The organism is Streptomyces venezuelae (assembly GCF_008642355.1).
GTDB lineage: Bacteria > Actinomycetota > Actinomycetes > Streptomycetales > Streptomycetaceae > Streptomyces > Streptomyces venezuelae_B.
The window spans coordinates 6,823,540-6,849,898 of sequence record NZ_CP029193.1; the positions used below are offsets into that span (position 1 = coordinate 6,823,540).

Genomic DNA, 26,359 nt, shown 5'->3' on the forward strand with positions numbered 1-26,359 from the left:
GGGCGGGTTACGGCACGAGGAGCCGCAGGTCCACCGAGTCCGCCAGCGCCGCGAGGCCCGTGTCGCCCGGGTGCAGATGGTCCCCGCTGTCGTAGGCGGGGAGCATCCGTGCCGGGTGCGCGGGGTCCCGCAGCACCGCGTCGAAGTCGAGCACGGCGTCGAAGTCGTCACTGGTCCGCAGGTAGGCGTTGACGGCCTCCCGCTGCCGGTTCGCGGTCGCCGTGCACAGGGACTCGCCCTCGCACGGCGTGATCGTCGCCGCCACGGTCCGCAGTCCGCGCGCCCGCGCACGGTCCGCGATCTCCCGCAGCCCCGCGATCACCTGGTCCGCCGACGCGCCCCAGCGCACGTCGTTGATCCCCTCGAAGACGACGACGGTACGCGCCGACGTCTGGGCCAGGACGTCGCGGTCCAGGCGGTGCAAGGCGCTCACACCGCCCGTATCGGTGGAGACGCCGTCACCGGGATAGCGGTCGGCGACCACGCGGTTCGCGGAGATGCCCTGGTTCAGCACGCCGTAGGCCGGGACGGCCGACTGGTTCAGGAGCCGCGTCGCCAGGACGTTGGGCCAGCGCCGGTTGGCGTCCTGCGTCGACTTCACGCCGTCGGTGATCGAGTCGCCGAGCAGCACGACCGAGCCGGGCCCGCCGCCGACGTCGACGCCGGTGAGCAGCGGCCAGGACGTGATCGTCGAGGTGTACGCCGCCGGGGAGCCGTCCGCCGTGTGGTCGCCGGGACCGCTGACGTACGAGCGCTGTACGGCCTGGCTGTGCACGGGCGCCGCCACGACGGGGCCGGGGAGGTGGAAGCTGACCAAAAGGTTCGCGTCGGCCGGCACGTCGAAGTCGAGGGGGTCGCTGTACGCCTGGGCGCCCGCCGGAAGCTCCGCGCCCGGGGCGCCGCGGAAGGACAGCGGACGCGGTGCGCCCCGGGCCCCCGCCCCGGCCTCCTGCACCGCCACCGTCGCGCTCCCGATCCGCACCGGGCCCGCGGCGAACGTGTTGTCGAGCCGGATGCGTACCCGCGGCCCGCCGGTGCTCGTGTGCACGACGAGCCGCACGGTCCGGTCGGACCACGGCCCCACCGCCGTGTAGCCCGCGGTCGACGCCGACCAGGTGCCCGTCCAGCCCTTCGTCGCGGCCCGCACCGACAGGGCGAACACGTGCAGGTCCGGGGCGCCCGGGTCGCGCGGCAGGTTCACCGAGGCGACCTCCCGCCCGTGGGCGAGCGGCACTGTCACCACGTGGAGCCGTGCCTTCTCGGCGAGTTGGCCGCCGGGCGTGTTGATGTGCGGCAGGGCCACGGACTTCGTGGCGAGCGGGCCCGAGCGCCAGTCCGGCGCGGTGAGCCGGTAGGAGCCGCGCGAGCCGTCCCGGTAGCGGACCGTGCCCGTGCCGCTCGCCTCGCCACCCGTCCCCGCGACCAGGAAGGCGAGCGCGTCGCCGCGCCCGCGCACCCGCACCGACTGACCGTCGGCGCGCACGTTGTCCGGCCTGCCCGGCGCGGTCCGCGGCCAGGTGAGCCGCGCCCCCTCGATGCCGAGGGTCCGCCCGGGAGTCCAGCCCGCGGCCGTCAGGTCCCGCGCGGACAGCGAGCCGCCCGAGCCGTCGAAGTCCGCGGCGGCGGGACGCGCGTCGTCGCTGACCGCGCGGTTGTCGAAGAGCCGCTCCAGGGGGAGCGGCCCGGGTCTGTGCGCCGCCGCGGCCTGCGCCGACGTCACCGGCACGAGGCCCGTGACCAAGGCGAGCACGGCGGCCGTTCCCCAGATACGTCGGCGCACGACAGTCCCCTCCCGCGGTGGCAGATGCGCCATGAAGCTAAGGAGGCACGGGAGGCGAGTCAATGAGGGGCGCGTGAACACGACGCGAACTCACCGGACCGGGCCGCGGAACCATCCGGACCGAGCCCGCACTCCGTCAGGACCCCGTCGACACCAGCCCCCTCTCGTACGCGATGATCACCAGCTGCACGCGGTCCCTGGCGTCGAGCTTCGCCAGGAGCCGCGTCAGATACGTCTTCGCCGTGGCGACGCTCAGACAGAGCTCCGCGGCTATCTCGGTGTTCGACAGGCCGCGCCCCACCAGGGTGAGCACCTCGCGTTCGCGATCCGTGATGCCGGCGATCGACACCTCGCGCGGCGGCGCGGACTCGGGGCGCCCCGCGAACTCCTTGATGAGGCGGCGTGTGACGCTCGGCGCGATCAGTCCGTCGCCGGTCGCGACCGTGCGCACCGCCGCGAGGATGTCGTCCAGGGCCATGTCCTTGACGAGGAATCCGGCGGCGCCCGCGCGCAGCGCCCCGTACACGTAATCGTCGTCGTCGAACGTGGTCAGGACGACGACGTGCGCGGGCGTGGCGCCCGACGTGATCAGGCGGGTCGCCTCGATGCCGTCCATGCCGGGCATCCGAATGTCCATCACCACGACGTCCGGGCGCAGTTCGGCGCAGAGCCGGACCGCCTCGTCACCGGAGGCGGCCTCGCCGGCGACCTCGATGTCCGGGGCCTCGGTGATCACCATGCTCAGGGCGGTGCGGACCAGGGGCTGGTCGTCGACCAGCAGGACGCGGACCGTCATCGGGCGACCGCCGCGGCCGGTACGGGCAGGCTGGCGCTGACCAGGAAGCCCCCGCCGGGCCGGGGCGCGGCGCTGAACCCGCCGTGCAGCAGGGCGACGCGCTCGCGCATGCCGGCCAGGCCGAACCCGGCGCCGTGCCCCGCACCGCGGGTCGCTCCGGTGCCACCGCTTCCCGAGTCCTCGATCTCGATGATGAGCTCCTTCTCGCGATGGTCCACGGACACGGTGCAGGACGCCGTGCCCGCGTGCCGCACCACGTTGGTGACGGACTCCTGGATGATGCGGTACGCCGACAGGTCGATGTCCGCGGGCAGTGGTCGCCGCTCGCCCCGCCACACCACGTCGACGCGCACTCCGGCGGCCGTCGTCGACGCGGCCATCCTGTCGACGTCCGCGAGGCCTTCGGCGGGCCCGCGTGGCGCCGCCGGACCGTGCCCCCGGGCCGGGCCCCGCTCGCCGTCCCGCTCCTCGCCCGACTCGCTCTCGCGCAGCGCGACCACCATCCGGCGCAGCCCGGCCAGCGTCTCCCGGCCCGCCTTCTCCACCGCGGTCATCGCCTCGCGCGCCCCGGCCGGCTGGGTCTCGACGACCCGGGCCGCCGCGCCCGCCTGCAGCGCGATGATGCCGATGCTGTGGGCCACCGTGTCGTGCATCTCCCGGGCGATGCGGAGCCGTTCGGCGGTGACGGCCTGCGCGGCGGCCTGCGCGCCGAGCCGCTCCGTGGCGGCGCGGGTGCGGCGCACCGAGTCGCCGACCAGCCAGGCGACGACGGCCAGCAGGACGGGGGTCTGCCAGTCGGACCAGCTGGAGGTGAGGGTGTGCGCGTGCCGGGTGGGCAGCCCGAGCAGCTGCCGGAGGAGGGCGTACAGAGGATGGACGCACAGGGCCATGGCGACGGCGGCGGCACGGGTGCCGCGGGCGGCGGTCGCCACGACGGAACCCATCGCGATGTCCACCGCCGCGTACTGCAGGAAGCCCAGGTTCGTCGCGCCGATCGCATGCGTCGCGACGTACGAGGCGCCGATCAGCAGCCCCAGCGACAGCAGAGGGCGCCGGGCCGTCAGGCGGCTCGCCCACAGCACCGTCCCGGCGGCGACGGCCACCAGCAGCCACTGCCACGGGCCGGGCCCCGGCACCGTGCTCGTCGGCAGCCACGAGATCCCGTAGTACGCACGTGCCCCGAACACGATGCCCAAGCACCAGGACACGGCCACCCACACGCCTGGCGGCGCGTACGTGACCAGCGGGAGGAACGGGGTGGCCGACATGCGCCGATCGTAATCAGGGGGAGTCGCACGGGGAATCGAGCCACGGGTGTACAACCACGGTCGACAGCCGCCCCGGTGAGTACCGGGGCCGACGCATCGTCAGACGCGCACGACCACGGCGTACGAGCCGACCCCGAGCAGGTGATGGCCCGGGATGCGTTCGCCGCGGGAGGTGTGGAGGGTGTCTATGCGGCCCGACTCGGGGTCGAAGGCGACGTCGGCGAGGGTTCCGGAGGCGTCACCCAGTTCCGTCAGGAGCCGCTTGCCGAGCAGATCCTGGCTCGCGGACGAGTCCGTGGACGCGAACCGGGCCGCCGCTGCCGCCTTGACGACCACCGCGTCCGGCCCCACCGCGTGCACGTCCGTCCAGGCCACCACGTCGGCGCCGTCCTTGGCCCCGTCCAGCCGGAGCGCGGTGATCCGGGCCTCCTCCGGGGCGAGGACGAGACCGGCGACCGTGCCGACCTGCGCGGCGTCCGACGAGCTCACGACGGGGCGGCCCACGGTCCGGGTCAGCAGCATCATGAGGTCCGCTCCTCACCCGTGGTGCCGAGTCCTGTAGTGCCCAGTCCCGTCGTGCCGAGTCCTGTAGTGCCGGGGCCTGTAGTACCGAGCCCCTTCGTGCCGGGACGGCCGGGACCGGCGAGTCGCTTGCGCCACAACGCCGTGGCCAGGTCGCCCAGTTCCTCGACGGCGTGCCCGGTGTCCTGCGCCGGCACCATCAGCGTGTCACCGGTCATGGCGGGACGGTCGCCGAGCGGCAGGAACACCGTGCGCTCATGCCGTCCGAGCGCCTCCGTGGACGACATCTCCACGCCGACGACCCGGCCTTCGCGGCCCGCCTCGACCACCACGTCCAGGACGGTGCCGACCTGCACCCCCTGGTCCGTCAGCACGCGCGCCCCGCGGACGAGGCCGGTGGCCTCCTCGGAGGAAGCGACGGCCGACTTGTCCTCCAGGGCCTCGGCCGAGGTGATCATCACGGCGTCCACACCCAGCGCGTGCACCGCCGCCCACGGCAGACTCTTGCGCAGCGGACCGGACAGCAGCCCCCGGCCGGCCAGCGTGAACCCGGCTATGCGGCCCCCCGCACCGTCGAGCACGACATCCTTGACCTGGGCGACCGCCTCGCCGCCCAGAGTGACCACCGGACGTTTGGTCAGGTCGCCGGCCGCCATCAGCGCCGCGGGAACGGACGACGTCATCGCACCCTCCCCCGTCCGGTCCCGCGGCCACGCCGCACCACGATCACTCCGCCGCTGCGCCGCCGGGCCTGCACGCCGACGACCGCGGCACACAGCAGACCCACCACGACGACCACGGCGATCACCCACGCCCACCACACCATCGTCCACCTCCCGGAGCGACCAAGACCGAACCCAGGGGACCGGACCCGGGGGACCGAACCCCCGGGACGGAACCGACGGGGTCCGGATACCCCCTGCCCGCCGGGCTACCGCGCCAGTTCCGCCCGTATCGTCTTGCTGGACGCGTCCAGGGTCACGGTCACCACCCGCGCCAGGCGCTGCACCATCGGCCAGCCGAATCCGCCCGTACTGCCCATGAGATCGGGTGTGCGTTCCTGCGGAGGCCGCGGGTCCGCGTCGGAGACGGCGACCGTGACGACGTCCTTGCGGGCCTGCAGGCGCAGGGAGCACAGGGTGCCGCGGGCGTGCCGGACCACGTTGGTGACGAGTTCGGAGACGACGAGCTCGATGCTCGACGCCTTCCGGTCCTCCACCGCCGGGGACAGCCCGGCGACGAAGGCCCGGGTGAGGTCCCGTGCGTCGGCGACCGCTTCGGGTCTCTTGTCGAAAGTGGCCGTTGCCGGCGGTCGGGTGAGCGGTGCGCGCTGCGTCCGCATGAGACTCCTCCTCCCTGGGGACGGCCGTCCCGTCCGGAAAGAACATCTGCCCGATTAATGGCGTGTTCAACGCCTTCGTTCCGGCCGATGTGCGCGGTCCGCCGATTCAGGGGCGGCCCCGCCAGTCCAGGCAGAGAATCATCGCGTCGTCGTCGGCCGCCGCGGGGCCGCGGTGCCAGGAGAGTTCGTGCAGCACCGCGCGCGGGACCTGGGAGGGCGGCAGGAGGCGGGTGCTGGTCATCGCCCGGGTGAGAGCGCGCTCGCTGTAGCGCTCGCCCGTCGGGGACGCCACGTCGTAGACGCCGTCGCTGACGAACAGCAGCCGGTCACCGGGCTCGGCGCGGAAGCGCTCAGCACTGTAGGGCGTGTCCTCGGCCATGCCGAGCGGAAGCTGCGCGTCCAGCTCTATGGGCTCGGCCTTGCCGCCGCGTACGCGATACATCTTGGGCGAGCCCGCGTCGATGACCTCCGTCTCGCCCGTGGCGAGATCGAACCGCAGGAGGAGCACGGAGAGGTGGACGGAGCCCTGGTAATGGCCGTAGACGGCCTGGTCGGCGAGGCAGGCCTGGTCGACCAGGGACAGCCCGGCCCGGCGTGCGTTGCGCAGCGCGTTGATGGCCAGGTTGGTGAGGAGCGCGGCCTCGATGCCCTCGCCCATGCCGTTGGTGACGGTGAGGGTGAGGTCGTCGCCGGAGGCCGACCAGTCGAAGTTGTCGCCGTGGATCGCGTACGCCGGTTCGAGCTGGGCGCCGATGTCGTACTCGGGGCGGGAGCAGGAGCGGCCGGGCAGCAGTTCCCACTGCATCTCGGCGGCGAGGGTGAGCCGGTCGGCGCGGCGCGCCTGGAGGTAGAGGTCGGTGTCCCGTTCGGCCACGACGATCTCGTGCGCGAGGACCTCGGCGAGCTCGCCCAGCTCACGCACCGTTCCGGCATCGCAGGCCTCCGCGGGGAGCCGGACGCTGAGGATGCCGGTGCGGTCGCCGCGCACGCTCACCGGGAGGTGGAGGGTGACGGGGTCGCCGTCGGCGCCGGTCTCGATGTACGGTTCCTGCGCGCCGAAGGCGCGTCCGGCCGGGCTGCCGTTGATCGCCACGGGCGCCGCCGTGCGCGGCAGCGCGTCGACCGGTTGGAGTATGGTCATCGCGTAGTCGGCCATGAGCAGGTCGACCGAGCAGGCTGTGTAGCGGCCGATGAGCGCGTTCCGCACTGTATCGAGAAGTGCGTGCGGTGCTGAGGTGCGCAGGGCTCGCTCCACAGCCATGAATCTGTCCACGTGTTGGGTACCACCTGTTCCGGTTCGGGTCGGGAGTGCGGGAAGGGGCCGGGTGTCCGCCGTGTCTCAGCGACTGACAGGGCCATTGCGAAGTGTCACAGTTGAGGCCATGGACTCCGAAACTTCCATCAGGGGCGGTCAGGATGCGGCCACGCATGCTGCCCGGGAAGTCATCGAACTGCTCGAGGTGCTGTGGAGCAGGGGCAGGGACATCGCCCCGACCGCACCCGTTTCGTCGTCACAGCTGCGTGTGCTGTACGTCTTGGACGGCGCTCAGGGCATCAATCTGAGGACCCTCGGCGAGTGTCTGGGGTCGGCGCCGTCTTCGGTGAGTCGTATGTGTGACCGCCTTCATGCCCTGGGCTTCATTGAGCGATCCCTCAGTTCAGCCAGCCGCCGTGAGCTCGAACTGCGCTTGTCGAGCCGGGGCAAAAATTACCTCAACGAACTGCGGGCCCGCCGGGAGAGTGCGTTGCTTGACGCCATTTCGGCGATGCGCCCCACGGAGCGTTCCGCTCTGGTGCGCGGTCTGAGCGGCTTCCAGCGGGTGGTGGAGGACACCGCCCCGGGGCGGCCTCCCACGCGGGACGGCACCGCCGAGTCCGCTTGAGACGAGAGCGAGGCCGGGACGCGAAGCGTGCCGTAACGGTTCGCCCGATCACGTGAGTTTACTCCTGGCGCATCCAGGTACTCGCGTGTGTCCGGCAGTGACGTACCCGACTTCCGCCTTCGAAGATCGCATACCTCGGCTAACATTTGCCGTGCGACAACAATTGCTAAGGTGGATGGAATGAACTCCAGTGAGTCCGAAGCCCGGTTGCGCGTCATCGCCGCCCTGCGCGAGCAGGGGGAGAAGGTCGCCGACCGCTGGGTCGAGCTCCAGTCGGAACTGGCGGTCCTGGAGACCGGCGTCACCGAGGCGGAGCTGAACGAAGAGGCCGACTCCTTGGTCGAGGCGCTGCTCGCCGGCCTGGAGACCGAGCTGCCCGCGCGGGACGTGGTGGCCTCCCATCCCGGTCTTCGTCAGTGCGTCACCGACCTCTCGCTGCGCCGCGCCAGAGGCGGTGCCACCCCCACCGCGACCTCGCAGGCGGTGCTGGCGCTCAAGGAAGCGCTGTTGGAGGCGGTGCAGCAGGAGACGCGGGACGTCACCGCGCTCTATCACGCGGCGCTCTTCATCAACCGCCTGCTCGACACCGCGGGCGCCATGTCCTTCGACATCTACGTGGACGGGCGCGAGGAGATCATCCGGCGGCAGAGCCGCCAGCTCCTCGAGGTGTCGACGCCGGTGGTGCGCCTGTGGGACCGCGTGCTCGCCGTACCGCTGATCGGGACGCTCGACACGACCCGTACGCAGGTCGTGATGGAGAACCTCCTGGAGGCCATCGAGCGGGACGAGGCGCAGGTCGCGATCATCGACATCACCGGTGTGCCCACCGTGGACACCGCCGTGGCGCACCACTTGATGCAGACGGTCAACGCGGTGCGGCTGATGGGCGCCGACTGTGTGATCAGCGGCATCCGGCCACCGATCGCCCAGATCATCGCCCAGCTCGGCATCGACCTGTCGGCCATCCTGACGCGGTCGACGCTGGCCGACGCACTCGCCGCGGCCATCCCCATGCTCACGGACCAGCCGACACAGCGGGCCTCTCTCGCGGATGCGCGGTGAGTGGCGACTTGAACGGAGTCCCGATCCTGCGCCTGGGCGACGTGCTGGTCACCGGCCTGCTCAATGAACTCGACGACAAGGCGGCCGTAGCCGTCACCGAGGAACTCACCGAGCGCATCGTCGCCGACCGTGCGCGCGCGATCCTCATCGACATCTCCCGCCTCGAGATCATCGACTCGTTCGTGGCCCGCACGCTCATGGAACTGACCACTACGGCCCGGCTGCTGGGAGCCCGGGTGATAGTGGCCGGCATGCGGCCGGCCGTCGCCATCACCCTCGTGGAACTCGGCCTGGAGCTGTCCGGTGTGGAGACGACCCTCAACGCGGAGCAGGGCATGATCGCGTTGGGCTGGCAGCCGGCTCCTCGACCCCCAAAGGGGGCCCGCGTTGTCCCTCTACGGTGATCTCGACAAGACGACCACCCTGCCCGCCCCCACCCGCTCCGGAAGCACCCCGGAGGACGGCGCTCGCACCGTCCACCCCATCCGCTCGGAGGAGGACCTCCTCACCGTGCGGCACGCGGTACGGGACGCGACGCAGCGCGCAGGCTTCGGGCTCGTGGACCAGACGCGCATCGTCACCGCCGCCAGCGAACTCGCCCGCAACGCCTACGTGCACGGCGGGGGCGGCACCCTGTCCCTGGAGACCGTCGGACAGGGCGACCGGTGCGGGCTGCGCCTGCAGGTGAGCGACCAGGGTCCCGGCATCGCCGACCTCGACCAGGCGTTCACCGACGGGTACACGACCGGTGCCGGACTCGGGCACGGCCTGGGCGGCGCCCGCCGTCTCATGCACGAGTTCCACGTGGACTCGTCGCCGGGCCTCGGCACCACCATCACGGCCGTGCGCTGGAACGAACGACGATGAACACCGGCTCGACGGTACGCACTCTGCACATCGCCATAGACCATCCGAGCGCTGTGCAGAGCGCAGCCGACCAGGCCCGCTCGCTCGCGACCGCCTGCGCGATGCCGGGTGCGCTGCCCGACCAGGCGGCGGTCCTGGCGAGCGAGCTGGCCAGCAACATCATCAAGCACGCCCGCAACGGCGCCCTGTTCGTCCAGCGCTCGCCTCTCGTGGGCGGCATGGACGTCGTCGCGGTCGACAGCGGCCCCGGCATGCGCGACATCGGGCTGAGCCTCAGGGACGGGTACAGCACCACCAAGACGATGGGCGCCGGTCTGGGCGCCGCGCGCCGGATCGCCACCGACTTCGCCATCCGCTCGAACGCGGAGCTCGGCACGCTCGCCCATGCCCGCATCGCCCCGCCCGGCGCCGCACGGTCCGCGGGCGCCACCGGAGCCCTGTGCCTGCCCGCCGACGGGGAGGACGCCAGCGGCGACGGATACGCCGTCGCCGAACAGGACGGCATACGCACCGCTCTGGTCATCGACGGCCTCGGCCACGGACCCGAGGCGGCCGCGGCGACCCAGCGGGCCGAGCGCACGTTCCTCGCCCACCCCCACGCCCCGCTGGCCGAGATCATGACCGCGCTGCACAAAGCGCTGCGACACACCCGCGGCGCCGCCGTCGCCGCCCTGCGCGTCGCCCCCGGACGCGCCGAATACTGTGGTGTGGGCAACGTCCGCGCCGTGACGCTGACCTCAGAAGGCGTCAACCACCAGCTCACCGGGCAGGCGGGCATCGTCGGATACACCCTGCCCACCCCGAGGAGCCGGTTCGTGGACCTGACCCCGCACACCAGTGTCGTCCTGCACACCGACGGCATCGACCACCGCTGGGCCTACGCCGCCACGGCCGCACGCCTCACCCTGCCCCCGGCACTTCTCGCGGCCTCGCTGGCCCACACGCACCGACGTCGCCGCGACGATGCCACCGTCCTCGCTCTTGGCCCCCACCTGGGAATGAGATGACCCGCGAAACCGTCCGTACGCTCGCGGCGCTGCGGCACACCGTACGAAGCATCGCCCTCGGACACCGCCTGCCCGCCGACGAGCGGGCCCGCCTGGTGCAGTCCCTCAGCGAAGTCGCCGCCCCCGTCCTCGGCGGCGGCCGCGCCGTCACCCTGCTGAGCGGGCGCGGCACCGACGAGGACGGCGAGCGCCGGCTGACCCTCGCCCTGCGCCTGCCCCACCAGGCCTCCGGCACGGAACCGGTGACGGACCCCCTGCCGCACGGAGCACAGGCCCGGCCCGACGGGACGGTCGTGTGGAACCTCCCCCTGCCCGACGGACAGACCACGAGTCGTCCCGCGGCCCTGCGCGCGGCGAAGCCGCGGCACGACGACGCCGACGTCGCACTCCTGGAGGAGGAGCTCCGCGCGGCGCTGGCCCGCGCCGACGCCCTCGCCGACGAGCACCGCAGGCTCAAGGACGAGCTGGCCGAGACCAACAGCGGGGTCCTGGCCCTCTACGTACAGCTGGAAGAGCGTGACGAGCAGCTGCGCACGGCGCACGGACGCACCCTGCGCGCCCTGGAGGACGCCCTGCGCCCGAGGCCCCTGCACGTCGCGGGCCTCGAACTCGCGGTGCACTACGCGCCCGCCAGCGACGAGGCCCCGACCGGCGGAGACCTGTACGACTGGTTCACCCTGCCGGACGGCACCGTCCACATCACCGTCGTCGACGCGCTCGGGCACGGCATCGCCAGCACGCGCACCGCGCTGACCGTCACCCACGCGGTGCGCACCCTCGCCCTCGAAGGCCACCCGCTGGAGAGCATCGTGGCCCGCACCGACAGCATCCTCGCGCCCTTCGACCAGAGCGTCATGGCGACCCTGCAGCTGGCCCGCCTGCACCCGGCCGACGGCCGCCTCGACCTGGCCAACGGCAGCCACCCGCCGGCGCTCCTCTGCCACGGCGACGGCACCGCGACGTATCTGGAGGTGCGCGGGCGCGGCGTCGGCTTCCCGCTGCCCGGCAGCGAACGCGTCCTGACCACGCACCTCGGCCCCGACGACGTGCTGCTGCTCTACACGGACGGCCTCACCGAGAGCCGCAGGGACCCGTGCGAGGGCGAGGCGCGGCTGAAGGACGCCCTGTGCCGCCACCGCGCCGAGCCGACCGAACGCATCCCGGGCCTCGTGGCCGAAGAGCTGGTCAGCGAGGTGCTTCACCAGGACGACACCCTCGCGATCGCCGTACGGCGTACTTCCTGAGTAGGGTGATTCGACCGATTTCGTGATCAACTGATGCAGGATGCATTCGCGGAAAAGGGACACGGAGGGGTCGATCATGAACATCCCGTTCCTCGACAAGTGGCGCAGGCGGCACACCGCGACGGACCCGGCCAAGGGGCTCGCGGCCGTGTTCGAGGAGGACCCGGACGGCGTGGCCGCCCTGCTGTCCGAGTGTGAGCTGCTGCGGTCCCAGGCCAGTGCCGCGGGGCTCGAACTCGACGACTCCCCGGCGTCGTTGGCCGCCCTCGACCAGCTCCTGCCACGCTGGCGCGACGACCCCGAGCTGCTGCCGTGGCTCGGCAACGACGCGGGCCTCTACCTGGGCACCGTGGTGGTGCGGACGGTGCCGGGCGCGACCTGGCACGTGTGGCCCGGCGGGAGTCCCGTCGTGCGGCTGAAGACCGGGCGGGACATCCAGGTCGTCGAGGCGGGGCTGGACTGGGCGGTGCAGGGCGCCCCCGAGCTGTCGCAGGTCTACGGCGAGGCGTCGGAGACGTAACCCCGTATACGTATCCCCGTATTACGCAACCCCGTAGATGTATCCCTCGTAACCCGAATTGCCGCAAATACGGTTAATGCCCATAAGTGCGTGTCGTCCAGTAAGTCCCGTTTCCACGTGGATAGTTTGCGCGGACGAACACAGCTGAGAGTGGGCAGGTCTTGCCATGGCCGTCGATCCTTTGATCGAGCTGCGTGATGTGAACAAGTACTACGGAGAGCTGCATGTCCTCCAGGACATCGACCTCACCGTCGGCAAGGGGGAGGTGGTCGTCGTCATCGGCCCTTCGGGGTCGGGCAAGTCGACACTGTGCCGGACCATCAACCGGCTCGAGACGATCCAGTCGGGAGAGATCAGACTCGACGGACGGCCGCTGCCCGACGAGGGGAAGGCGCTCGCGCGGCTCCGCGCCGAGGTCGGCATGGTCTTCCAGTCCTTCAACCTCTTCGCGCACAAGACCGTCCTCCAGAACGTCTCCCTCGCACAGATCAAGGTCCGGGGCCGCAAGAAGGACGAGGCGGACAAGCGTTCCCGCGAACTCCTGGAGCGCGTGGGCCTCTCCGCGCACGCCGAGAAGTACCCGGCGCAGCTCTCCGGAGGCCAGCAGCAGCGCGTGGCCATCGCCCGCGCCCTCGCCATGGACCCCAAGGCCCTCCTCTTCGACGAGCCGACGTCGGCCCTCGACCCCGAGATGATCAACGAGGTCCTCGAAGTCATGCAGCAGCTCGCCCGCGAGGGCATGACGATGGTCGTCGTCACCCACGAGATGGGCTTCGCGCGTTCCGCGGCCAACCGCGTCGTCTTCATGGCCGACGGCCGCATCGTCGAGGACCGGACACCCGAGGACTTCTTCACCCGCCCGGAGAGCGAGCGCGCCAAGGACTTCCTCTCCAAGATCCTCAAGCACTGACGGGGGAGGGGACGTGCTCGTGAGACGACACACCACGCGCCGCACCGCGCGTACGACGCGCCTGTTCGCGGCGCTCGTGCTCGCCGCCTGCGCCGCCGCCGCGTGCGGCAAGGAGGGCAGCCCGCCCACCAAGGGCCCCGCGGCCGAGGAACTGCCGAAGTACCGGGTGGCGACCGGCTTCCAACTGCCGGAGTCGGGGACCTGGAAGAAGGCGAAGAGCCGCGGACGCTTCGTGGTCGGCGCCAAGGAGGACCAGCCCTACCTCGGCGAGAAGGACCCGGCGAGCGGCGCCTACTCGGGCTTCGACATCGAGATCGCCAAGATGGTCTCGGCCTCGCTCGGCCTCGATCCCCAGAAGATCGAGTACAAGACCATCGCGTCGGCCAACCGCGAGACCGCCCTGCAGAACGGGCAGATCGATTTCTACGTGGGCACCTACACCATCAACGACAACCGCAAGAAGCTCGTCGGGTTCGGCGGTCCTTACTACATGGCGGGCCAGGGCCTGTTGGTACGCACCGACGAGGAGGACATCAAGGGCCCCGGGGACCTGGCCGGCAAACGCGTCTGCTCCGCCGCCGGATCCACCCCGTACCAGCGGATCCAGGCGGATTACCCGAAGGCCACCCTCGTCGCCTACGACACGTACTCGATCTGCGTCGACAACCTGCTGACCTATCAGGTCGACGCCGTCACCACCGACGACGCGATCCTGATCGGCTACGCGGCCAAGGCGCCCGACGAACTCAAGGTGGTCGGCAAGCCGTTCTCCGAGGAGCCGTACGGCATCGGGGTGCCCCGGGGCGACAACGCCCTCCGGTTCGCCGTCGACGACGCCCTCGCCGCCCGCGGAAAGGACGGCGACTGGAAGAAGGCCTACGACGCCACCCTCGGCCTCTCCGGGGTCCCGGCGCCGAAGCCCCCCGCCATCGACCGCTACCCGGCGAGCTGAGGAGGCGTCGTGGACGTACTGACAGACAACTTCTCCACGTTCGGCAAGGGTTTCCTCGGCACCGTCGAACTGACCGTCTACGCCTCGCTCCTGGCCCTCGCCCTCGGCTTCGTCATGGCGTCGTTCCGCGTGGCGCCCGTCGGGTCGTTCCGGGCGTTCGGCACGGTGTGGGTGACGGTCCTGCGCAACACCCCGCTCACGCTGCTCTTCTTCGCGGTGCTGCTCGGGCTGCCGCGCTTCGGGCTCGTGCTGCCCTTCAAGGTGTTCGCCGTGCTCGCCCTCGGCTGCTACACCTCCGCCTTCATCTGCGAGGCGCTCAGGTCGGGCATCAACACCGTGCCCAAGGGGCAGGGCGAGGCGGCCAGAAGCCTCGGCATGAGCTTCGGCCAGACCCTGTCGACGGTCGTGCTGCCGCAGGCGTTCCGGTCCGTCATCGCGCCGGTCGGCTCCAACCTCATCGCGCTCGCCAAGAACTCGGCGATCGCGGGCGCGTTCAGCGTCACCGAGCTGCTCGGCTCGTACAAGACGCTCAGCGAGCTCGGCTACAACATCATCTGGACCTTCGTCTGGATCGCCGTCGGCTACCTCATCATCACCCTCGCCATCAGCGCGATCTTCAATGTCCTCGAAAAGCGCTGGGGAGTCGCCCGATGAAAGCCCTCTCCCACGATTCGACCGCCCTCTACGACATCCCCGGCCCGAAGACCGTGCGCCGGCACAAGCTGTACGGCGTCATCTCCACCCTGCTCGTGCTGGCCCTCGTCGGGTGGATCCTGTATCTGCTGTTCGACACCGACCAGTTCACGGCCACGAAGTGGACGCCCTTCGAGTACAAGGGCATCCAGGAACTGCTCCTGCGCGGCCTCGGCAACACGCTCAAGGCCTTCGCCATCTCCGCGGTCCTCGCGCTCGCGCTCGGCGGGCTGCTGGCGATGGGACGGCTCTCCGACCATCGCCCCGTGCGCTGGCTCGCCACGCTCGTCGTGGAGTTCTTCCGCGCCATGCCCGTGCTCGTGATGATCTTCTTCGTCTTCGTGGCGCTGAAGGTGCAGCCGCTGCCCGCGCTGGTCGCCGGACTCACGCTCTACAACGGTTCCGTACTCGCCGAGGTCTTCCGATCCGGCGTCAACTCCGTCGAGAGGGGGCAGCGGGAGGCGGCCTACGCGCTCGGAATGCGCAAGACACAGGTCATGGGACACGTCCTCGTACCGCAGGCCGTGCGGGCCATGTTGCCCGCCATCATCAGCCAGTTGGTGGTGGCCCTGAAGGACACCTCGCTCGGATATCTGATCACCTACGAGGAGTTCCTCCATGCCGGGAAGCTCATCGCGTCGAACCTCGACTACGATTTGCCCTTCATCCCCGTTGTCATGGTGATCTCACCGATCTACATCGGGATGTGCATGTTGCTGTCGTGGTTCGCCCAGTGGGTGTCGAAGCGGCAGCGGCGGAATCCCAAGACCGAGGCCGCTGACGTGGCCCCGGCCGAACCAGGGACGCTGCTGCCGGGTACGCAGTAGCGAACAGGGCCGACGCCCACCCGGCAGCAGCCGGAGATCACTGCTCGCGCAGGGGGACGGACACGTACGACGGGTCCGCCGCCGGTGAGGAGAAGGTCAGCTGCGCGCCGGACGGGTTGTGCTCGATGTAGAGCGGGTCGACCGTGTCGACGACCAGGGCGAGCCTGTGCCCTGCCGGTACGTCGTAGGCCGTGGAGAACAGCTCCAGGTCGACGCCGAACGGCTTGCCGGGCGTCTTGCCGTGGAAGGTGTACGGCGCGTTGCTGACCAGCTTGCCGAGGCCGAGCGGGCCCACGTCGTAGAGGTACGCGACGAGGGTGCCGCTCTCCTTGGTGCTGGAGAGCGTCGTGTGCAGCTTCGCGGTCCCGCGCACCCGCTGGACCGACGTGTACCTCTCCGACTGCCAGACGCCCGTGTAGCGGCGCGGGAGCAGCGGCACCGAGGCCGTCGGCGGGATCTTCAGGAACTGGTCGAGGGCGTTGGACAGGATGGCGATGCCGCCGTTGGCGCCCGAGTCGACGTTCGTGCGGATCGTGGTCGAGCCCGCCATGTCGATCTTCTTGCGGGTGGGGCCGACCGACTTCCAGTCGGGGTAGCCCTCGTAGCCGCCGGTGGACCGGGACTTGAGCTGGACGGGCTGTTCCTTGTCGATGCCGTTGTCGGCGCCCTTGAGGTAGTGGTCGAACCAGCGCCGGGTGGAGGTCCAGGTGTCGTTGGGCAGGCCGAGGAGGCCGGTCGCCTCCGCCGTGGCGTGGTCGCCGGGGCGGAACTCCAGGCGCTTGGGCCCGGTCAGGCGCTCGTAGAACTCGGCGTACTGGTTGGGCGGGAAGAGCGTGTCGCCCCAGGCGTTGCCGAGCATGATGGCCGCGCCGTTGTCGTTGATCCGGTCGAGGTGGGTCACGGGGGAGCGCTTCGCGCCCCACGCGATCATCTCGTCCTCCTTGTCCAGATCGGACCCGAGGAAGTCCTTGAGGGTCTGCTGGAGCTCGGCGCTGGGGCGGCCGGTGAGCGCGCCCGCGCCGCCGAGCAGGGCGGCGGCCTGCGCGTGCTGGGTGCGTCCGCTGTAGATCGAGTCGATGAGGTCGGCCCAGCCGCTGAGGGCGGCGACGGCCTTGACCCGCTTGTCGTGCCCGGCGGCGAGCAGGCTGATGCCCGCGCCGTAGGAGACGCCCGCCATGCCGACCTTCTCCGGGTCGGCGGGGGTGTTCGCCAGGGTCCAGTCGATGACCTTGGAGGCGTCGGCGATGTCCTTCGGGCCCGCGGTCTCGATCTCGCCGCCGGACTGCCAGAAGCCGCGCGAGTTGTAACTGACCACGACGTACCCGGAGTCCGCGAGCTTCTGGGCCTGGGCGACGTACTCGATCTGGGGCATGGCCCAGCTGGTGGGCAGCACGATGGACGGGTACTTCCTGCCGTCGCCCGCCTTCGCGCCCTGGGGGGTGAAGACGTTGGCCTTGAGGATCGTGCCGCCGTCGCCGGGGATGTCGACGAAGCGGACGTCGGTGTCGGCGGAGGCGGCGGAACCCGCGGCTCGCGGCGCGGCGGCCGGTGCCGCCTGCGCCGCGGGCGCGAGACCGAGGGCGGCGCCGGCGACGAGGGTCGCGGAGACGGCACCGACGGTGGTCGTGCGCAGGGCCCGGTGGGGGTGCGGAGCTCTCACGGGTCACTTCCTCACTCGTTGAAAGTGCAAAGTGACCCGACGGTAACCGTGAACCTTTACCGGGGGTAACCCGTCGGTAAGTTACGCCCCGGTAACGATCGTTGAAGGGGGCACGGTTTACGCGAGCGCGCTCTTGGCCTGCCAGTCGGACCAGGAGAGGTTCCACTCGCCGTAGCCGTTGCCTGGGTCCGGAACGCCCTTCGAGCCGCTGCCCGTGACCTCGAAGGGGTCGCCTATCTGGGCCTGGCCGTAGAGCCAGCCCGCGTTGCCGTCGCTCATGCCGACGCAGCCCGAGCTGTGGTTGGTGTTGCCGAAGTACGACGCGTTCCAGGGGGCCGCGTGCGCGTACATGCCCGACCAGGTCAGGCGCATCGAGTAGTCGACCATCTTGTCGTAGGAGTCGCCCAGGCCGACCGTCTCGGAGCGCATGTTGATCGTGCCCTCCTTCGACATCAGGACGGACGTGCCGCCCCAGGACGCCTTGTCGCCGCCGGGGGTGCCGGCCGACATGGGCAGCGACTTCACGGTCTTGCCGTCGCGCGTGAGCGTCGCCGTCTTGCTGTCCAGGTTCACCTTGACGACCTGGCTCTTGCCGACGGTGAAGTTCGTCGCGTAGTCACGCACGAACCAGTCGTCGCCGCCCGAGTCGATGCCGTTGAGCCGGGCGTCCAGCTTCACCTTCGTGCCGGACTTCCAGTACTCCTTGGGCCGCCAGTCGACGCGGTCCTTGCCGTCGTAGTTCTTGATCCAGCCCCAGGAGCCCTCGGTGCCGTTCGAGGTCGTCACCTTGAGGTGCTTCTCGACCTCGGCCTTGTTGCGCACCGGGTTGTCGAAGGTGATCGACAGGGGCTGGGCGATGCCGACGGTGGTGTTCTTGCCCGGGGCGAGGGTCACCTTGTTGACCTTCTCGGGCGCGGCCGTCTCGAACGACGACTTCGCGCTGCCGCCCTCGGCGGTGGTCGCCTCCACCTTGTACGCGGTGCCGGGCGCCGCCTTGCGCTCCGACGTCCAGGTGGTGCCGTTCGCCGACACCTTGCCGGGCAGTGCGGCGCCCTTGTCGTCGGCGACCGTGACCTTCTTCAGCCTGCCGTCGGCGAGGCTGACCTTGACGGGCTTGCCCGCCTCCGCCTGCTTGCCGGAGAGGTTCACCTTGATCTGCGGCTTCTCGGCGGCCTCGGCGGAGGACGACTCGCCGCCGCCCGAGCAGGCGGTCAGGGCGGCGGTGAGCACCGCAAGGCCCGCGGCTGCCGCATGACGGGTGCGAAGCGGGCGTCGGCGGCTCGTGGAGCTCTGGGGGGTCAAGGAACGTACCTCCGTGCGAATGTGGAACTGCACGGAGAGAGGCCTGAAGCCGCGTTCAGGTTGCCCGATGTGCGGAAATTGCCTGCCAGGTCACAGAGGGGCCTCAGGTGTGTCGGCGCAGGGTGAGCGCCGAGTCACTTGGCGCGATGGGAGTTGCGGGCCGACGGCGTGGGGATCGGGGTCTGCGCGGCGCGCGTCACGTCCGCGACGAGCTCGACGACGTCGGGACCGTACGCCTGCGAATTGACGACCTTCAGGAGCAGGACGAAGGAGTTGTTGCCGTGCTTGCGGGCGAGCTTCTCGTGGTGGCGGGCCAGATAGCGGGCGGCCGCCTGGCTGGTGACGGCGCGCTGGCCGCAGAAGAGGAACACCGGTCTCGCCTCCTGGCCCTGGTCGGCGGTGAGGCGGGCGAGGATCACGTACTCGGTGAGCCCGGCCTCCAGGCGGTAACGCTCGCTGCCGATCTGGAACGCCCCGCGGTCGGGCACAGGGTCCGGTTCCGAGTTCACACGGACGCCGGGCAGCAGGGAGTGCATGTGTGCGGCCATGCGGCGGTTCGCCACCGGATTGCCCACGCAGAACTCGGTGCGCTCGCCGAAGCCCTGCTGGGCCGCGTCGTGCGCGACGACCTGCGCGTGCCCGCCGCACTCCTTGATCACGCCGGACAGTTCGATGAGCGCGAACACGTCCTGGCGCACCACGGTCAGCTCGGGGCCGCCCGCGTCACGGTTGACCACGAGCAGCGACTCGGCGTTGTCGGGCAGCCCGAAGAAGGCCTGCTTGCGGCGGAGCCTGCGCTTCCACAGGTAGCCGCGGGCGAGCCAGCCAAGCACGGCACTGATGCCGACCGCGATCAGGCCGAGGACGAGGTTGCGCACGTCTTCAGTCATGGGGGCGCATGCTAGCGGGCCGCCGGACCCGTGTTCGATGAGGTCCTGACGCGACGGGCACCGCGAAGTTACGCTGCGCAGACGCTTGTTGACTGGAGGTACGAATGCGTCGCGCTGTCGTACGGAATCTGACGCTATTGGCGGTCGGAGGGGTATTGGTGTCGGTCGGTGCGGCCGCGCCCCCTTCGCCTACGCGCTCAGCGGAACCGGCTTCGCCCACGCGCTCGGCGGAACCGGCCGCGCCGGAGAAGACGCCGGTCGCCGTCGGCCACGGCGGCGCCGTCGCCAGCGTCGACCCGGACGCCTCGGCCGCCGGCATCGAGGTGCTCAGGAAGGGCGGCAACGCCGTGGACGCGGCCGTCGCCACCGCCGCCGCGCTCGGCGTCACCGAGCCCTACTCGGCGGGCGTCGGCGGCGGCGGATACTTCGTCCACTACGACGCGAAGACCCGCAAGGTCAGCACCATCGACGGCCGCGAGACCGCCCCGCGCACCGCCGACTCCGGCCTCTTCCTGGAGAACGGCAAGCCGATCCCCTTCGACCAGGCCGTCACCAGCGGCCTCGGCGTCGGCACCCCCGGCACGCCCGCCACCTGGCAGTCGGCGCTCGACGCCTGGGGCAGCAGAAGCCTCGGCACCCTCCTGAAACCCGCCGAACGCCTCGCGCGCGACGGGTTCACCGTCGATCCGACGTTCCGTTCGCAGACCGAGGCGAACGAGAAGCGGTTCAGGGACTTCCCCGCCACGGCGAAGCTGTTCCTGCCCGGCGGCAAGCTGCCCGTGGTCGGCTCGACGTTCAAGAACCCCGACCTGGCGCGCACCTACGAGGAACTCGGCAGCAAGGGCGTCGGGGCCCTGTACCGGGGCGATCTCGGCAAGGACTTCGTACGGACGGTGAACAAGCCGCCCGTCGACCCGGCGGCGGACCGCGTGGTGCGGCCCGGCGACCTCTCCCGCAAGGACCTGAGGGCGTACGCGGTCAAGCGCCAGGCCCCGACCAAGACCTCCTACCGCGGACTCGACGTGTACTCCATGGCGCCCTCGTCCTCCGGCGGCACGACCGTCGGCGAAGCGCTCAACATCCTGGAGCGCACCGACCTCTCCAAGGCGTCGAAGGCGGCATACCTGCACCGCTACATCGAGGCCAGCCGCGTCGCGTTCGCCGACCGGGGCCGCTGGGTGGGCGACCCCGCCTTCGAGGACGTACCGACGCAGGAACTCCTCTCGCAGCGGTTCGCCGACTCGCGGGAGTGCCTGATCAAGGACACGGCGGTGCTCAAGAGCCCGCTCGCGCCCGGCGACCCGCGTCACCCGACGCCCTGCGGCAAGGGTGACGCGGCGGCGCCGACGACGTACGAGGGTGAGAACACCACGCACCTCACGGCCGCCGACAAGTGGGGCAACGTCGTGGCGTACACCCTCACCATCGAGTCGACGGGCGGCAGCGGCATCACCGTCCCGGGCCGCGGCTTCCTGCTCAACAACGAACTCACCGACTTCTCGTTCGCGCCCGCCGACCCCGCGGTGCACGACCCGAACCTGCCGGGACCCGGCAAGCGGCCGCGCTCCTCGATCTCACCGACGATCGTGCTGAAGCACGGCAAGCCCGTGGTGGCCCTCGGCTCACCGGGCGGCGCCACCATCGTCACCACCGTCCTGCAGACCCTGACGGGCTTCGTCGACCGGGGCCTTCCGCTGGTCGACGCGATCGCCGCGCCGCGCGCGAGCCAGCGCAACGCCGCACAGACCGAACTCGAACCGGGCCTCTGGAACAGCCCGCTGAAGGGCTCCCTGGAGGCGATCGGTCACTCCTTCAAGCAGAACCCGGAGATCGGCGCGGCCACGGGCGTGCAGCGGCTGCCGGGCGGCAAGTGGCTCGCTGCGGCGGAGAAGGTCCGCCGGGGCGGCGGCTCGGCGATGGTGGTGCGCCCCGAGAGGTGAGGGCGGCGCCGGGGGTCGCGCGGCCTGGCGGCCCCCGGCGGTCGTGCGGCCACGAGAAAGGTCGTACGCCTGCGAGCATGGTCGTACGCCTACGGGACAGGTGACGCCGAGCGGTTCCGCTCCAGCTCGTTCGATCCACGGCGGGGACTGTCCCCCGCGACGTCACAGTGCGGTGAGGATCCTGGGGCCGTCCTCGGTGATCGCGACGGAGTGCTCCGCGTGCGCCGCGCGGCTGCCGTCGTTCGTGCGGAGCGTCCAGCCGTCCGGGGCGGGGTGGTAGCCGTCGCCGCCGCCTGCGATCACCATCGGCTCGATGGCGAGGGCCATACCGGGGCGCAGGGGCATGCCGCGGCCGGGGCGGCCCTCGTTCGGGACGCCCGGGTCCTCGTGCATGCGGCGGCCGATGCCGTGGCCGCCGAAGCCCTCCGGGATGCCGTACCCCTCCGTGCGGCAGACGGTGCCGATGGCGTGCGCGATGTCGCCGATGCGGTTGCCGACGACCGCCGCCGCGATGCCCGCCTCCAGCGCGCGCTCCGCCGTCCGGATCAGGCGCTCGTCCTCGGGGCGCGGGGTGCCGACGGTGAAGCTGATGGCCGAGTCGCCGGCCCAGCCCCCGAGTTCGGCGCCGCAGTCGAGGGAGACGAGGTCGCCGTCGCGCAGCCGGTAGGAGGTCGGGATGCCGTGGACGATCGCGTCGTTGACGGAGGCGCACAGGACGGCGGGGAACGGGGTCGGGGCGAAGTGCGGGCGGTAACCGAGGAAGGGGGAGGAGGCGCCTGCCTCGCGCAGGACGTCGTGGGCGACCGCGTCCAGGTCGAGCAGGGAGACGCCCACGGCCGCGGCCTCGCGGGCGGCGGTGAGCGCTTGCGCGACGATGCGGCCCGCTTCGCGCATCGCGTCGATCGATTCTGCTGTCTTGAGTTCCACCATGCCAATAACTATACCGGTATTTGAATGCCGGTATACAAATCGGTGTCGGGGTAGAGTGGGCGCATGGTTCGGACTCCTTTGACCCCGGAAGAGCGCGAGCGCGGCGAGCGCCTCGGGGTGCTTCTTCGTGAGGCCCGCGCGGAGCGGAGCATGGTTTCGGTCGCCGCGGAGGCGGGGCTCTCGGCGGAGACGCTGCGGAAGATCGAGACGGGGCGCGCACCCACGCCCGCACTGTTCACCGTGGCGGCGCTGGCGTCGGTGCTCGGGCTCTCGCTGGACGAGCTGGTGCGGCGGTGCGAGCTGGTGGTGGCGTGAGTGCGGGCGCGTGCTGGCCTGAGTCATGCCGGTCGAAAACCACATGTAGTCGTCCCGTAACACGTCTGGTGTTATCTTCCGGACCGGAAGACTCCAGGCTTCACGGGACGGTGCTGGTCAGATGGCAGTGGGACAACTCCCGGTTCAGGTCAGGGAGTTCGCGAGATACCTGAGTGAGCTGCTCGGACGGCTCGACCAGTCGGCGGGCTGGTGCGGCGTGTTCTGGCAGCGCGACCCGGACGGCATGCGGGCCTGCCTGGAGGGCGCGGAAGTGCCGCCCTGGGACGTGGTGCAGGCGCTGCTGCACGACCTCGCGGCCGACCGCGGCGTCCCGGAGGCCGAGCGCGAGGCCGACACGGCACGCGCACTGCACCGGGCTTCCGTCGCCGCCTACGACGCCCGGCCCGGCGGTCGCGAGCTGCTCGGCGACCGGCTCGACATGATGCTCACCGAGCAGAGGATCGCCCTGGAACGCCAGGTGGACCTGACACGACAGCTGGGCACGGCGGCCGACCCCGCCGACATCGAACGCATCAACCTGGACCTCGCCTGGGTCCGCGACGACCACGACCGCGCCACGGCGCGCTGCGCCGAGATCCAGGAGCGGATGGACCGCCTCGCCGACGCGCAGCGCCCCTCGTGGGTCGACCTCGGCACGGCGACGCCGGACGACGGACCGCACGTACCCCGGCAGGACCCCGCGCCCCCCGCGGAAGACCTCTACGGCGCCGAGGACCTCTACGGCGCTGCGCCTCAGCCCCAGTCGCAGCCCCGGCCTCACCCCGAACCCCACCCCGAACCCGTGTCCGACGCCGTGCGGGAGCTCATCAAGCTGCGCGGCGAGGGCCGCAGCGGCGAGGCGCACGGCGTGCTCGTCGAAGCCGCGGGCTGGCCCGCGGAGCTGTTGCCCGCGTTCGCCGCCGAGCTGCACCGCGCGGGCCTCGCCGCCGACTGGGCGACACTGCTGTGGGAGGCCGCGTCGCTGCCGCCGGACCGGCTCGTCGCCCTCGCGGACGCGCTGGCGGGAACCGGCCGTGCCGACGACTGCAGGAAGCTGCTGCGGCAGGGCGTCGCGCGCCCCGCCCCAGAAATCGCCGAGGCGATCGTCGCACTGCTCGACGCGGGCCGGGAGCGCGAGGCCCGTGCCCTGCTCGACTCCTACCTGCGCGTCCGCACCCCCGAGGACGTGGCCCGCTGTGCGCACACCGACCCGCACCGGCTCATACCCCTGCTCCTGGAGGCGGCACGGGGAGTCTCCGAGGAGCACCACTGGGACCTCGTGCACGCCCTGCGCGTGGCGGGATTCAGCGCCTGACCGCGGGCAGTCCTCGCCCGCACGGGTGTGAAACATGATCGTCCGTGCCGGTTGGCGGCGATGGTCTTGCTCAGCCCCTCGGGGGAGGCTTACGTTTCTCGGATCCACGCAGCAGATCTACGTGCGTAGAGGCTCGTCGACGTCCTCTCAAGGGCATACGAAGGAGCAGCTCATGGCCAATGTCGTACGCGCCGCACTGGTCCAGGCGACCTGGACAGGCGACACCGAATCCATGATCGCCAAGCATGAGGAACACGCCCGCGAGGCGGCCCGGCAGGGCGCGAAGGTGATCGGCTTCCAGGAAGTCTTCAACGCCCCCTACTTCTGCCAGGTCCAGGAGGCCGAGCACTACCGCTGGGCCGAGCCCGTCCCGGACGGCCCCACGGTCACCCGCATGCGGGAACTCGCGCGCGAGACCGGCATGGTGATCGTCGTCCCCGTCTTCGAGGTCGAGCAGTCGGGCTTCTACTTCAACACCGCCGCCGTCGTCGACGCAGACGGCAGCTACCTCGGCAAGTACCGCAAACACCACATCCCCCAGGTCAAGGGGTTCTGGGAGAAGTACTACTTCAAGCCGGGCAACCTGGGCTGGCCCGTCTTCGACACCGCGGTCGGCAAGGTCGGCGTCTACATCTGCTACGACCGCCACTTCCCCGAAGGATGGCGCCAGTTGGGTCTGAACGGCGCCCAGATCGTCTACAACCCCTCCGCCACGTCCCGCGGCCTCTCCGCATACCTCTGGCAGCTCGAACAGCCCGCGGCCGCCGTCGCCAACGAGTACTTCGTCGCCGCGATCAACCGCGTCGGCCAGGAGGAGTACGGCGACAACGACTTCTACGGAACGTCGTACTTCGTCGACCCGCGCGGCCAGTTCGTCGGCGAGACCGCGAGCGACAAATCCGAGGAACTCGTCGTCAGGGACCTCGACTTCGGCCTCATCGAGGAAGTACGCCAGCAGTGGGCGTTCTACCGCGACCGCCGTCCCGACGCCTACGAAGGGCTGGTGCAGCCGTGACCGATCTGTACGACCGCCATCGGGCCGTGCTGCCCGACTGGCTCGCGCTCTACTACGAACGCCCCATGGAGCTCACCCACGGCGAGGGGCGCCACGTCTGGGGCGCCGACGGCAGGAAGTACCTCGACTTCTTCGGCGGCATCCTCACCACCATGACGGCCCACGCCCTGCCCGAGGTCACCAAGGCGGTGAGCGAGCAGGCCGGGCGGATCATCCATTCCTCGACGCTCTACCTCAACCGCCCGATGGTCGAACTCGCCGAGCGTGTCGCGGCGTTGTCCGGCATCCCCGACGCCCGTGTCTTCTTCACCACCTCGGGCACCGAGGCCAACGACGCGGCCCTCCTGCTCGCCACCGCACACCGCCGCTCCAACCAGATTCTGGCGATGCGCAACAGCTACCACGGCCGGTCCTTCACGACCGTCGGCATCACCGGCAACCAGTCGTGGTCGCCGACCAGCCTCTCGCCGCTCCAGACGCTGTACGTCCACGGCGGCGTCCGCAGCCGCGGCCCCTACGCGGCCCTGAGCGACGCCGAGTTCACCGCCGCCTGCGTCGCCGACCTGCGGGACATGCTCGGGCAGGGCCGTGGGGGAGTGGCCGCGCTCATCGCCGAGCCGGTCCAGGGCGTCGGCGGCTTCACCTCGCCGCCCGACGGGCTGTACGCCGCGTTCAAGGAAGTCCTCGACGAGCACGGCATCCTGTGGATCTCCGACGAGGTGCAGACCGGCTGGGGCCGCACGGGCGACCACTTCTGGGGCTGGCAGGCCCACGCGCAGAACGGGCCGCCGGACATCCTCACCTTCGCCAAGGGCATCGGCAACGGCATGTCGGTCGGCGGCGTCGTGGCCCGCGCCGACGTCATGCACTCCCTCGACGCCAACTCCATCTCGACGTTCGGCGGGTCCCCGGTCACCATGGCGGCCGGCCTCGCCAACCTCGCGTACCTCCTGGAGCACGACCTCCAGGGCAACGCGCGGCGCGTCGGCGGGCTCCTCATCGAGCGGCTGCGCGCGATCTGCGCCCAGCTGCCCGTCGTGCGCGAGGTGCGCGGACGCGGCCTGATGATCGGCATCGAGCTGGTCGAGCCCGACTCGGGCCGGCCGAACCCGCAGGCCGCCGCGGCCGTGCTCGAAGCGGCCCGCGAGGGCGGACTGCTCATCGGCAAGGGCGGCGGCCACGACACCAGCGTGCTGCGTGTGGCCCCGCCGCTCTCGCTGACCGTCGCGGAGGCGGAGGAAGGCGCCGCGATCCTCGAACGCGCCCTGCGCGGCGCGTAGTCCGGGCACGCACGGTCCTCGCGGGCCCGCAGGAAAGGG

28 protein-coding genes are annotated in these 26,359 nt (G+C 71.1%); 16 read left to right on the forward strand and 12 right to left on the reverse strand.

Annotated features, from left to right (window positions below; genetic code table 11):
• Nucleotides 1-7: 7 nt before the first annotated feature.
• From DEJ47_RS31225 to DEJ47_RS31255, 8 genes are all read right to left on the reverse strand, one after another.
• Nucleotides 8-1,813: an SGNH/GDSL hydrolase family protein gene (locus DEJ47_RS31225; protein ID WP_150173881.1), complete on the reverse strand. Its 1,806-nt coding sequence runs from the start codon at nucleotides 1,811-1,813 to the stop codon at nucleotides 8-10.
• A 103-nt stretch (nucleotides 1,814-1,916) separates the two neighbouring features.
• Nucleotides 1,917-2,576, reverse strand: a complete 660-nt coding sequence (locus DEJ47_RS31230) for a response regulator (RefSeq protein ID WP_150173883.1) — start codon at nucleotides 2,574-2,576, stop codon at nucleotides 1,917-1,919.
• Nucleotides 2,573-3,844, reverse strand: coding sequence for a sensor histidine kinase (locus DEJ47_RS31235; protein ID WP_150173885.1), 1,272 nt, complete (start codon nucleotides 3,842-3,844; stop codon nucleotides 2,573-2,575). Before DEJ47_RS31235 ends, DEJ47_RS31230 begins: the two co-directional genes overlap by 4 nt.
• 99 nt (nucleotides 3,845-3,943) lie before the next feature.
• Nucleotides 3,944-4,369 carry a hypothetical protein gene (locus DEJ47_RS31240; RefSeq protein ID WP_150173887.1) on the reverse strand — a complete coding sequence of 142 codons (426 nt, stop codon included), beginning with the start codon at nucleotides 4,367-4,369 and terminating at the stop codon, nucleotides 3,944-3,946.
• Nucleotides 4,366-5,049 (reverse strand): PRC-barrel domain-containing protein, encoded by a 684-nt coding sequence (locus DEJ47_RS31245; protein ID WP_150173889.1) that lies wholly within the window; start codon nucleotides 5,047-5,049, stop codon nucleotides 4,366-4,368. The genes DEJ47_RS31240 and DEJ47_RS31245 overlap by 4 nt, the downstream gene beginning before the upstream one ends.
• The gene (locus tag DEJ47_RS36660; protein WP_165283570.1) at nucleotides 5,046-5,192 is read right to left on the reverse strand and encodes a hypothetical protein; all 147 of its coding nucleotides are present in this window, start codon (nucleotides 5,190-5,192) and stop codon (nucleotides 5,046-5,048) included. The genes DEJ47_RS31245 and DEJ47_RS36660 overlap by 4 nt, the downstream gene beginning before the upstream one ends.
• Before the next feature lie 105 nt (nucleotides 5,193-5,297).
• A complete protein-coding gene (locus DEJ47_RS31250) occupies nucleotides 5,298-5,708 on the reverse strand; it encodes an ATP-binding protein (RefSeq protein ID WP_150173891.1) in 411 nt (136 codons plus the stop codon).
• A gap of 106 nt (nucleotides 5,709-5,814) precedes the next feature.
• A complete protein-coding gene (locus DEJ47_RS31255) occupies nucleotides 5,815-6,969 on the reverse strand; it encodes a PP2C family protein-serine/threonine phosphatase (protein ID WP_190415659.1) in 1,155 nt (384 codons plus the stop codon).
• Between the two features lie 121 nt (nucleotides 6,970-7,090).
• Here DEJ47_RS31255 and DEJ47_RS31260 point away from each other — a divergent pair, with 121 nt between their 5' ends.
• The 11 genes from DEJ47_RS31260 (at nucleotide 7,091) to DEJ47_RS31310 (ending at nucleotide 15,673) form a co-directional block, all read left to right on the forward strand.
• The gene (locus DEJ47_RS31260; protein ID WP_150173895.1) at nucleotides 7,091-7,591 is read left to right on the forward strand and encodes a MarR family winged helix-turn-helix transcriptional regulator; all 501 of its coding nucleotides are present in this window, start codon (nucleotides 7,091-7,093) and stop codon (nucleotides 7,589-7,591) included.
• Between the two features lie 180 nt (nucleotides 7,592-7,771).
• Nucleotides 7,772-8,653 (forward strand): STAS domain-containing protein, encoded by an 882-nt coding sequence (locus DEJ47_RS31265; RefSeq protein ID WP_150173897.1) that lies wholly within the window; start codon nucleotides 7,772-7,774, stop codon nucleotides 8,651-8,653.
• Nucleotides 8,650-9,057, forward strand: a complete 408-nt coding sequence (locus DEJ47_RS31270) for an STAS domain-containing protein (protein WP_150173899.1) — start codon at nucleotides 8,650-8,652, stop codon at nucleotides 9,055-9,057. Before DEJ47_RS31265 ends, DEJ47_RS31270 begins: the two co-directional genes overlap by 4 nt.
• A gap of 19 nt (nucleotides 9,058-9,076) precedes the next feature.
• Nucleotides 9,077-9,520 (forward strand): anti-sigma regulatory factor, encoded by a 444-nt coding sequence (locus tag DEJ47_RS31275; RefSeq protein WP_161235564.1) that lies wholly within the window; start codon nucleotides 9,077-9,079, stop codon nucleotides 9,518-9,520.
• Nucleotides 9,517-10,527 carry a SpoIIE family protein phosphatase gene (locus DEJ47_RS31280; RefSeq protein ID WP_150173903.1) on the forward strand — a complete coding sequence of 337 codons (1,011 nt, stop codon included), beginning with the start codon at nucleotides 9,517-9,519 and terminating at the stop codon, nucleotides 10,525-10,527. Before DEJ47_RS31275 ends, DEJ47_RS31280 begins: the two co-directional genes overlap by 4 nt.
• Complete coding sequence (locus tag DEJ47_RS31285; protein ID WP_150173905.1) at nucleotides 10,524-11,771, forward strand: PP2C family protein-serine/threonine phosphatase; 1,248 nt, start codon at nucleotides 10,524-10,526, stop codon at nucleotides 11,769-11,771. Before DEJ47_RS31280 ends, DEJ47_RS31285 begins: the two co-directional genes overlap by 4 nt.
• A gap of 76 nt (nucleotides 11,772-11,847) precedes the next feature.
• A complete protein-coding gene (locus tag DEJ47_RS31290; protein ID WP_150173907.1) occupies nucleotides 11,848-12,291 on the forward strand; it encodes a DUF6278 family protein in 444 nt (147 codons plus the stop codon).
• Between the two features lie 166 nt (nucleotides 12,292-12,457).
• Nucleotides 12,458-13,201, forward strand: a complete 744-nt coding sequence (locus DEJ47_RS31295) for an amino acid ABC transporter ATP-binding protein (RefSeq protein WP_150173909.1) — start codon at nucleotides 12,458-12,460, stop codon at nucleotides 13,199-13,201.
• Nucleotides 13,202-13,220: 19 nt separating this feature from the next.
• On the forward strand, nucleotides 13,221-14,153 hold the full coding sequence (locus DEJ47_RS31300; RefSeq protein ID WP_150173911.1) for a glutamate ABC transporter substrate-binding protein: 933 nt from the start codon (nucleotides 13,221-13,223) through the stop codon (nucleotides 14,151-14,153).
• Nucleotides 14,154-14,162: 9 nt separating this feature from the next.
• Nucleotides 14,163-14,807, forward strand: coding sequence for an amino acid ABC transporter permease (locus DEJ47_RS31305; protein ID WP_150173914.1), 645 nt, complete (start codon nucleotides 14,163-14,165; stop codon nucleotides 14,805-14,807).
• Nucleotides 14,804-15,673 carry an amino acid ABC transporter permease gene (locus tag DEJ47_RS31310; protein WP_150173916.1) on the forward strand — a complete coding sequence of 290 codons (870 nt, stop codon included), beginning with the start codon at nucleotides 14,804-14,806 and terminating at the stop codon, nucleotides 15,671-15,673. Before DEJ47_RS31305 ends, DEJ47_RS31310 begins: the two co-directional genes overlap by 4 nt.
• A gap of 37 nt (nucleotides 15,674-15,710) precedes the next feature.
• On the opposite strand, the gene DEJ47_RS31315 is transcribed toward DEJ47_RS31310, so the two are convergent.
• From DEJ47_RS31315 to DEJ47_RS31325, 3 genes are all read right to left on the reverse strand, one after another.
• Nucleotides 15,711-17,333 carry an alpha/beta fold hydrolase gene (locus DEJ47_RS31315; RefSeq protein ID WP_150173918.1) on the reverse strand — a complete coding sequence of 541 codons (1,623 nt, stop codon included), beginning with the start codon at nucleotides 17,331-17,333 and terminating at the stop codon, nucleotides 15,711-15,713.
• 117 nt (nucleotides 17,334-17,450) lie between these two features.
• Complete coding sequence (locus DEJ47_RS31320; RefSeq protein WP_150173920.1) at nucleotides 17,451-18,635, reverse strand: Ig-like domain-containing protein; 1,185 nt, start codon at nucleotides 18,633-18,635, stop codon at nucleotides 17,451-17,453.
• A 134-nt stretch (nucleotides 18,636-18,769) separates the two neighbouring features.
• A complete protein-coding gene (locus DEJ47_RS31325; protein WP_150173922.1) occupies nucleotides 18,770-19,525 on the reverse strand; it encodes a hypothetical protein in 756 nt (251 codons plus the stop codon).
• 104 nt (nucleotides 19,526-19,629) lie between these two features.
• Here DEJ47_RS31325 and ggt point away from each other — a divergent pair, with 104 nt between their 5' ends.
• A complete protein-coding gene (ggt, locus tag DEJ47_RS31330) occupies nucleotides 19,630-21,465 on the forward strand; it encodes a gamma-glutamyltransferase (RefSeq protein ID WP_150173924.1) in 1,836 nt (611 codons plus the stop codon).
• 162 nt (nucleotides 21,466-21,627) lie between these two features.
• Here ggt and map read toward each other — a convergent pair whose 3' ends face one another.
• Nucleotides 21,628-22,395 carry a type I methionyl aminopeptidase gene (map, locus tag DEJ47_RS31335; RefSeq protein ID WP_150173926.1) on the reverse strand — a complete coding sequence of 256 codons (768 nt, stop codon included), beginning with the start codon at nucleotides 22,393-22,395 and terminating at the stop codon, nucleotides 21,628-21,630.
• Between the two features lie 63 nt (nucleotides 22,396-22,458).
• Here map and DEJ47_RS31340 point away from each other — a divergent pair, with 63 nt between their 5' ends.
• From DEJ47_RS31340 to DEJ47_RS31355, 4 genes are all read left to right on the forward strand, one after another.
• The gene (locus DEJ47_RS31340) at nucleotides 22,459-22,710 is read left to right on the forward strand and encodes a helix-turn-helix domain-containing protein (protein WP_150173928.1); all 252 of its coding nucleotides are present in this window, start codon (nucleotides 22,459-22,461) and stop codon (nucleotides 22,708-22,710) included.
• A 121-nt stretch (nucleotides 22,711-22,831) separates the two neighbouring features.
• On the forward strand, nucleotides 22,832-24,025 hold the full coding sequence (locus tag DEJ47_RS31345) for a hypothetical protein (RefSeq protein WP_150173930.1): 1,194 nt from the start codon (nucleotides 22,832-22,834) through the stop codon (nucleotides 24,023-24,025).
• A 172-nt stretch (nucleotides 24,026-24,197) separates the two neighbouring features.
• The gene (locus DEJ47_RS31350) at nucleotides 24,198-25,040 is read left to right on the forward strand and encodes a nitrilase-related carbon-nitrogen hydrolase (protein ID WP_150173932.1); all 843 of its coding nucleotides are present in this window, start codon (nucleotides 24,198-24,200) and stop codon (nucleotides 25,038-25,040) included.
• The gene (locus DEJ47_RS31355) at nucleotides 25,037-26,320 is read left to right on the forward strand and encodes an aspartate aminotransferase family protein (RefSeq protein WP_150173934.1); all 1,284 of its coding nucleotides are present in this window, start codon (nucleotides 25,037-25,039) and stop codon (nucleotides 26,318-26,320) included. Before DEJ47_RS31350 ends, DEJ47_RS31355 begins: the two co-directional genes overlap by 4 nt.
• Nucleotides 26,321-26,359 lie beyond the last annotated feature (39 nt).

Excerpts from the sequence above, each read along its gene's own strand:
- DEJ47_RS31225 (WP_150173881.1), bottom strand. The coding sequence starts at position 1,813 with ATGGCGCATCTGCCACCGCGGGAGGGGACTGTCGTGCGCCGACGTATC.
- DEJ47_RS31230 (WP_150173883.1), bottom strand. The coding sequence starts at position 2,576 with ATGACGGTCCGCGTCCTGCTGGTCGACGACCAGCCCCTGGTCCGCACC.
- DEJ47_RS31235 (WP_150173885.1), bottom strand. The coding sequence starts at position 3,844 with ATGTCGGCCACCCCGTTCCTCCCGCTGGTCACGTACGCGCCGCCAGGC.
- DEJ47_RS31240 (WP_150173887.1), bottom strand. The coding sequence starts at position 4,369 with ATGATGCTGCTGACCCGGACCGTGGGCCGCCCCGTCGTGAGCTCGTCG.
- DEJ47_RS31245 (WP_150173889.1), bottom strand. The coding sequence starts at position 5,049 with ATGACGTCGTCCGTTCCCGCGGCGCTGATGGCGGCCGGCGACCTGACC.
- DEJ47_RS36660 (WP_165283570.1), bottom strand. The coding sequence starts at position 5,192 with ATGGTGTGGTGGGCGTGGGTGATCGCCGTGGTCGTCGTGGTGGGTCTG.
- DEJ47_RS31250 (WP_150173891.1), bottom strand. The coding sequence starts at position 5,708 with ATGCGGACGCAGCGCGCACCGCTCACCCGACCGCCGGCAACGGCCACT.
- DEJ47_RS31255 (WP_190415659.1), bottom strand. The coding sequence starts at position 6,969 with ATGGCTGTGGAGCGAGCCCTGCGCACCTCAGCACCGCACGCACTTCTC.
- DEJ47_RS31260 (WP_150173895.1), top strand. The coding sequence starts at position 7,091 with ATGGACTCCGAAACTTCCATCAGGGGCGGTCAGGATGCGGCCACGCAT.
- DEJ47_RS31265 (WP_150173897.1), top strand. The coding sequence starts at position 7,772 with ATGAACTCCAGTGAGTCCGAAGCCCGGTTGCGCGTCATCGCCGCCCTG.
- DEJ47_RS31280 (WP_150173903.1), top strand. The coding sequence starts at position 9,517 with ATGAACACCGGCTCGACGGTACGCACTCTGCACATCGCCATAGACCAT.
- DEJ47_RS31285 (WP_150173905.1), top strand. The coding sequence starts at position 10,524 with ATGACCCGCGAAACCGTCCGTACGCTCGCGGCGCTGCGGCACACCGTA.
- DEJ47_RS31290 (WP_150173907.1), top strand. The coding sequence starts at position 11,848 with ATGAACATCCCGTTCCTCGACAAGTGGCGCAGGCGGCACACCGCGACG.
- DEJ47_RS31295 (WP_150173909.1), top strand. The coding sequence starts at position 12,458 with ATGGCCGTCGATCCTTTGATCGAGCTGCGTGATGTGAACAAGTACTAC.
- DEJ47_RS31310 (WP_150173916.1), top strand. The coding sequence starts at position 14,804 with ATGAAAGCCCTCTCCCACGATTCGACCGCCCTCTACGACATCCCCGGC.
- DEJ47_RS31325 (WP_150173922.1), bottom strand. The coding sequence starts at position 19,525 with ATGACTGAAGACGTGCGCAACCTCGTCCTCGGCCTGATCGCGGTCGGC.
- ggt (WP_150173924.1), top strand. The coding sequence starts at position 19,630 with ATGCGTCGCGCTGTCGTACGGAATCTGACGCTATTGGCGGTCGGAGGG.
- map (WP_150173926.1), bottom strand. The coding sequence starts at position 22,395 with ATGGTGGAACTCAAGACAGCAGAATCGATCGACGCGATGCGCGAAGCG.
- DEJ47_RS31340 (WP_150173928.1), top strand. The coding sequence starts at position 22,459 with ATGGTTCGGACTCCTTTGACCCCGGAAGAGCGCGAGCGCGGCGAGCGC.
- DEJ47_RS31345 (WP_150173930.1), top strand. The coding sequence starts at position 22,832 with ATGGCAGTGGGACAACTCCCGGTTCAGGTCAGGGAGTTCGCGAGATAC.
- DEJ47_RS31350 (WP_150173932.1), top strand. The coding sequence starts at position 24,198 with ATGGCCAATGTCGTACGCGCCGCACTGGTCCAGGCGACCTGGACAGGC.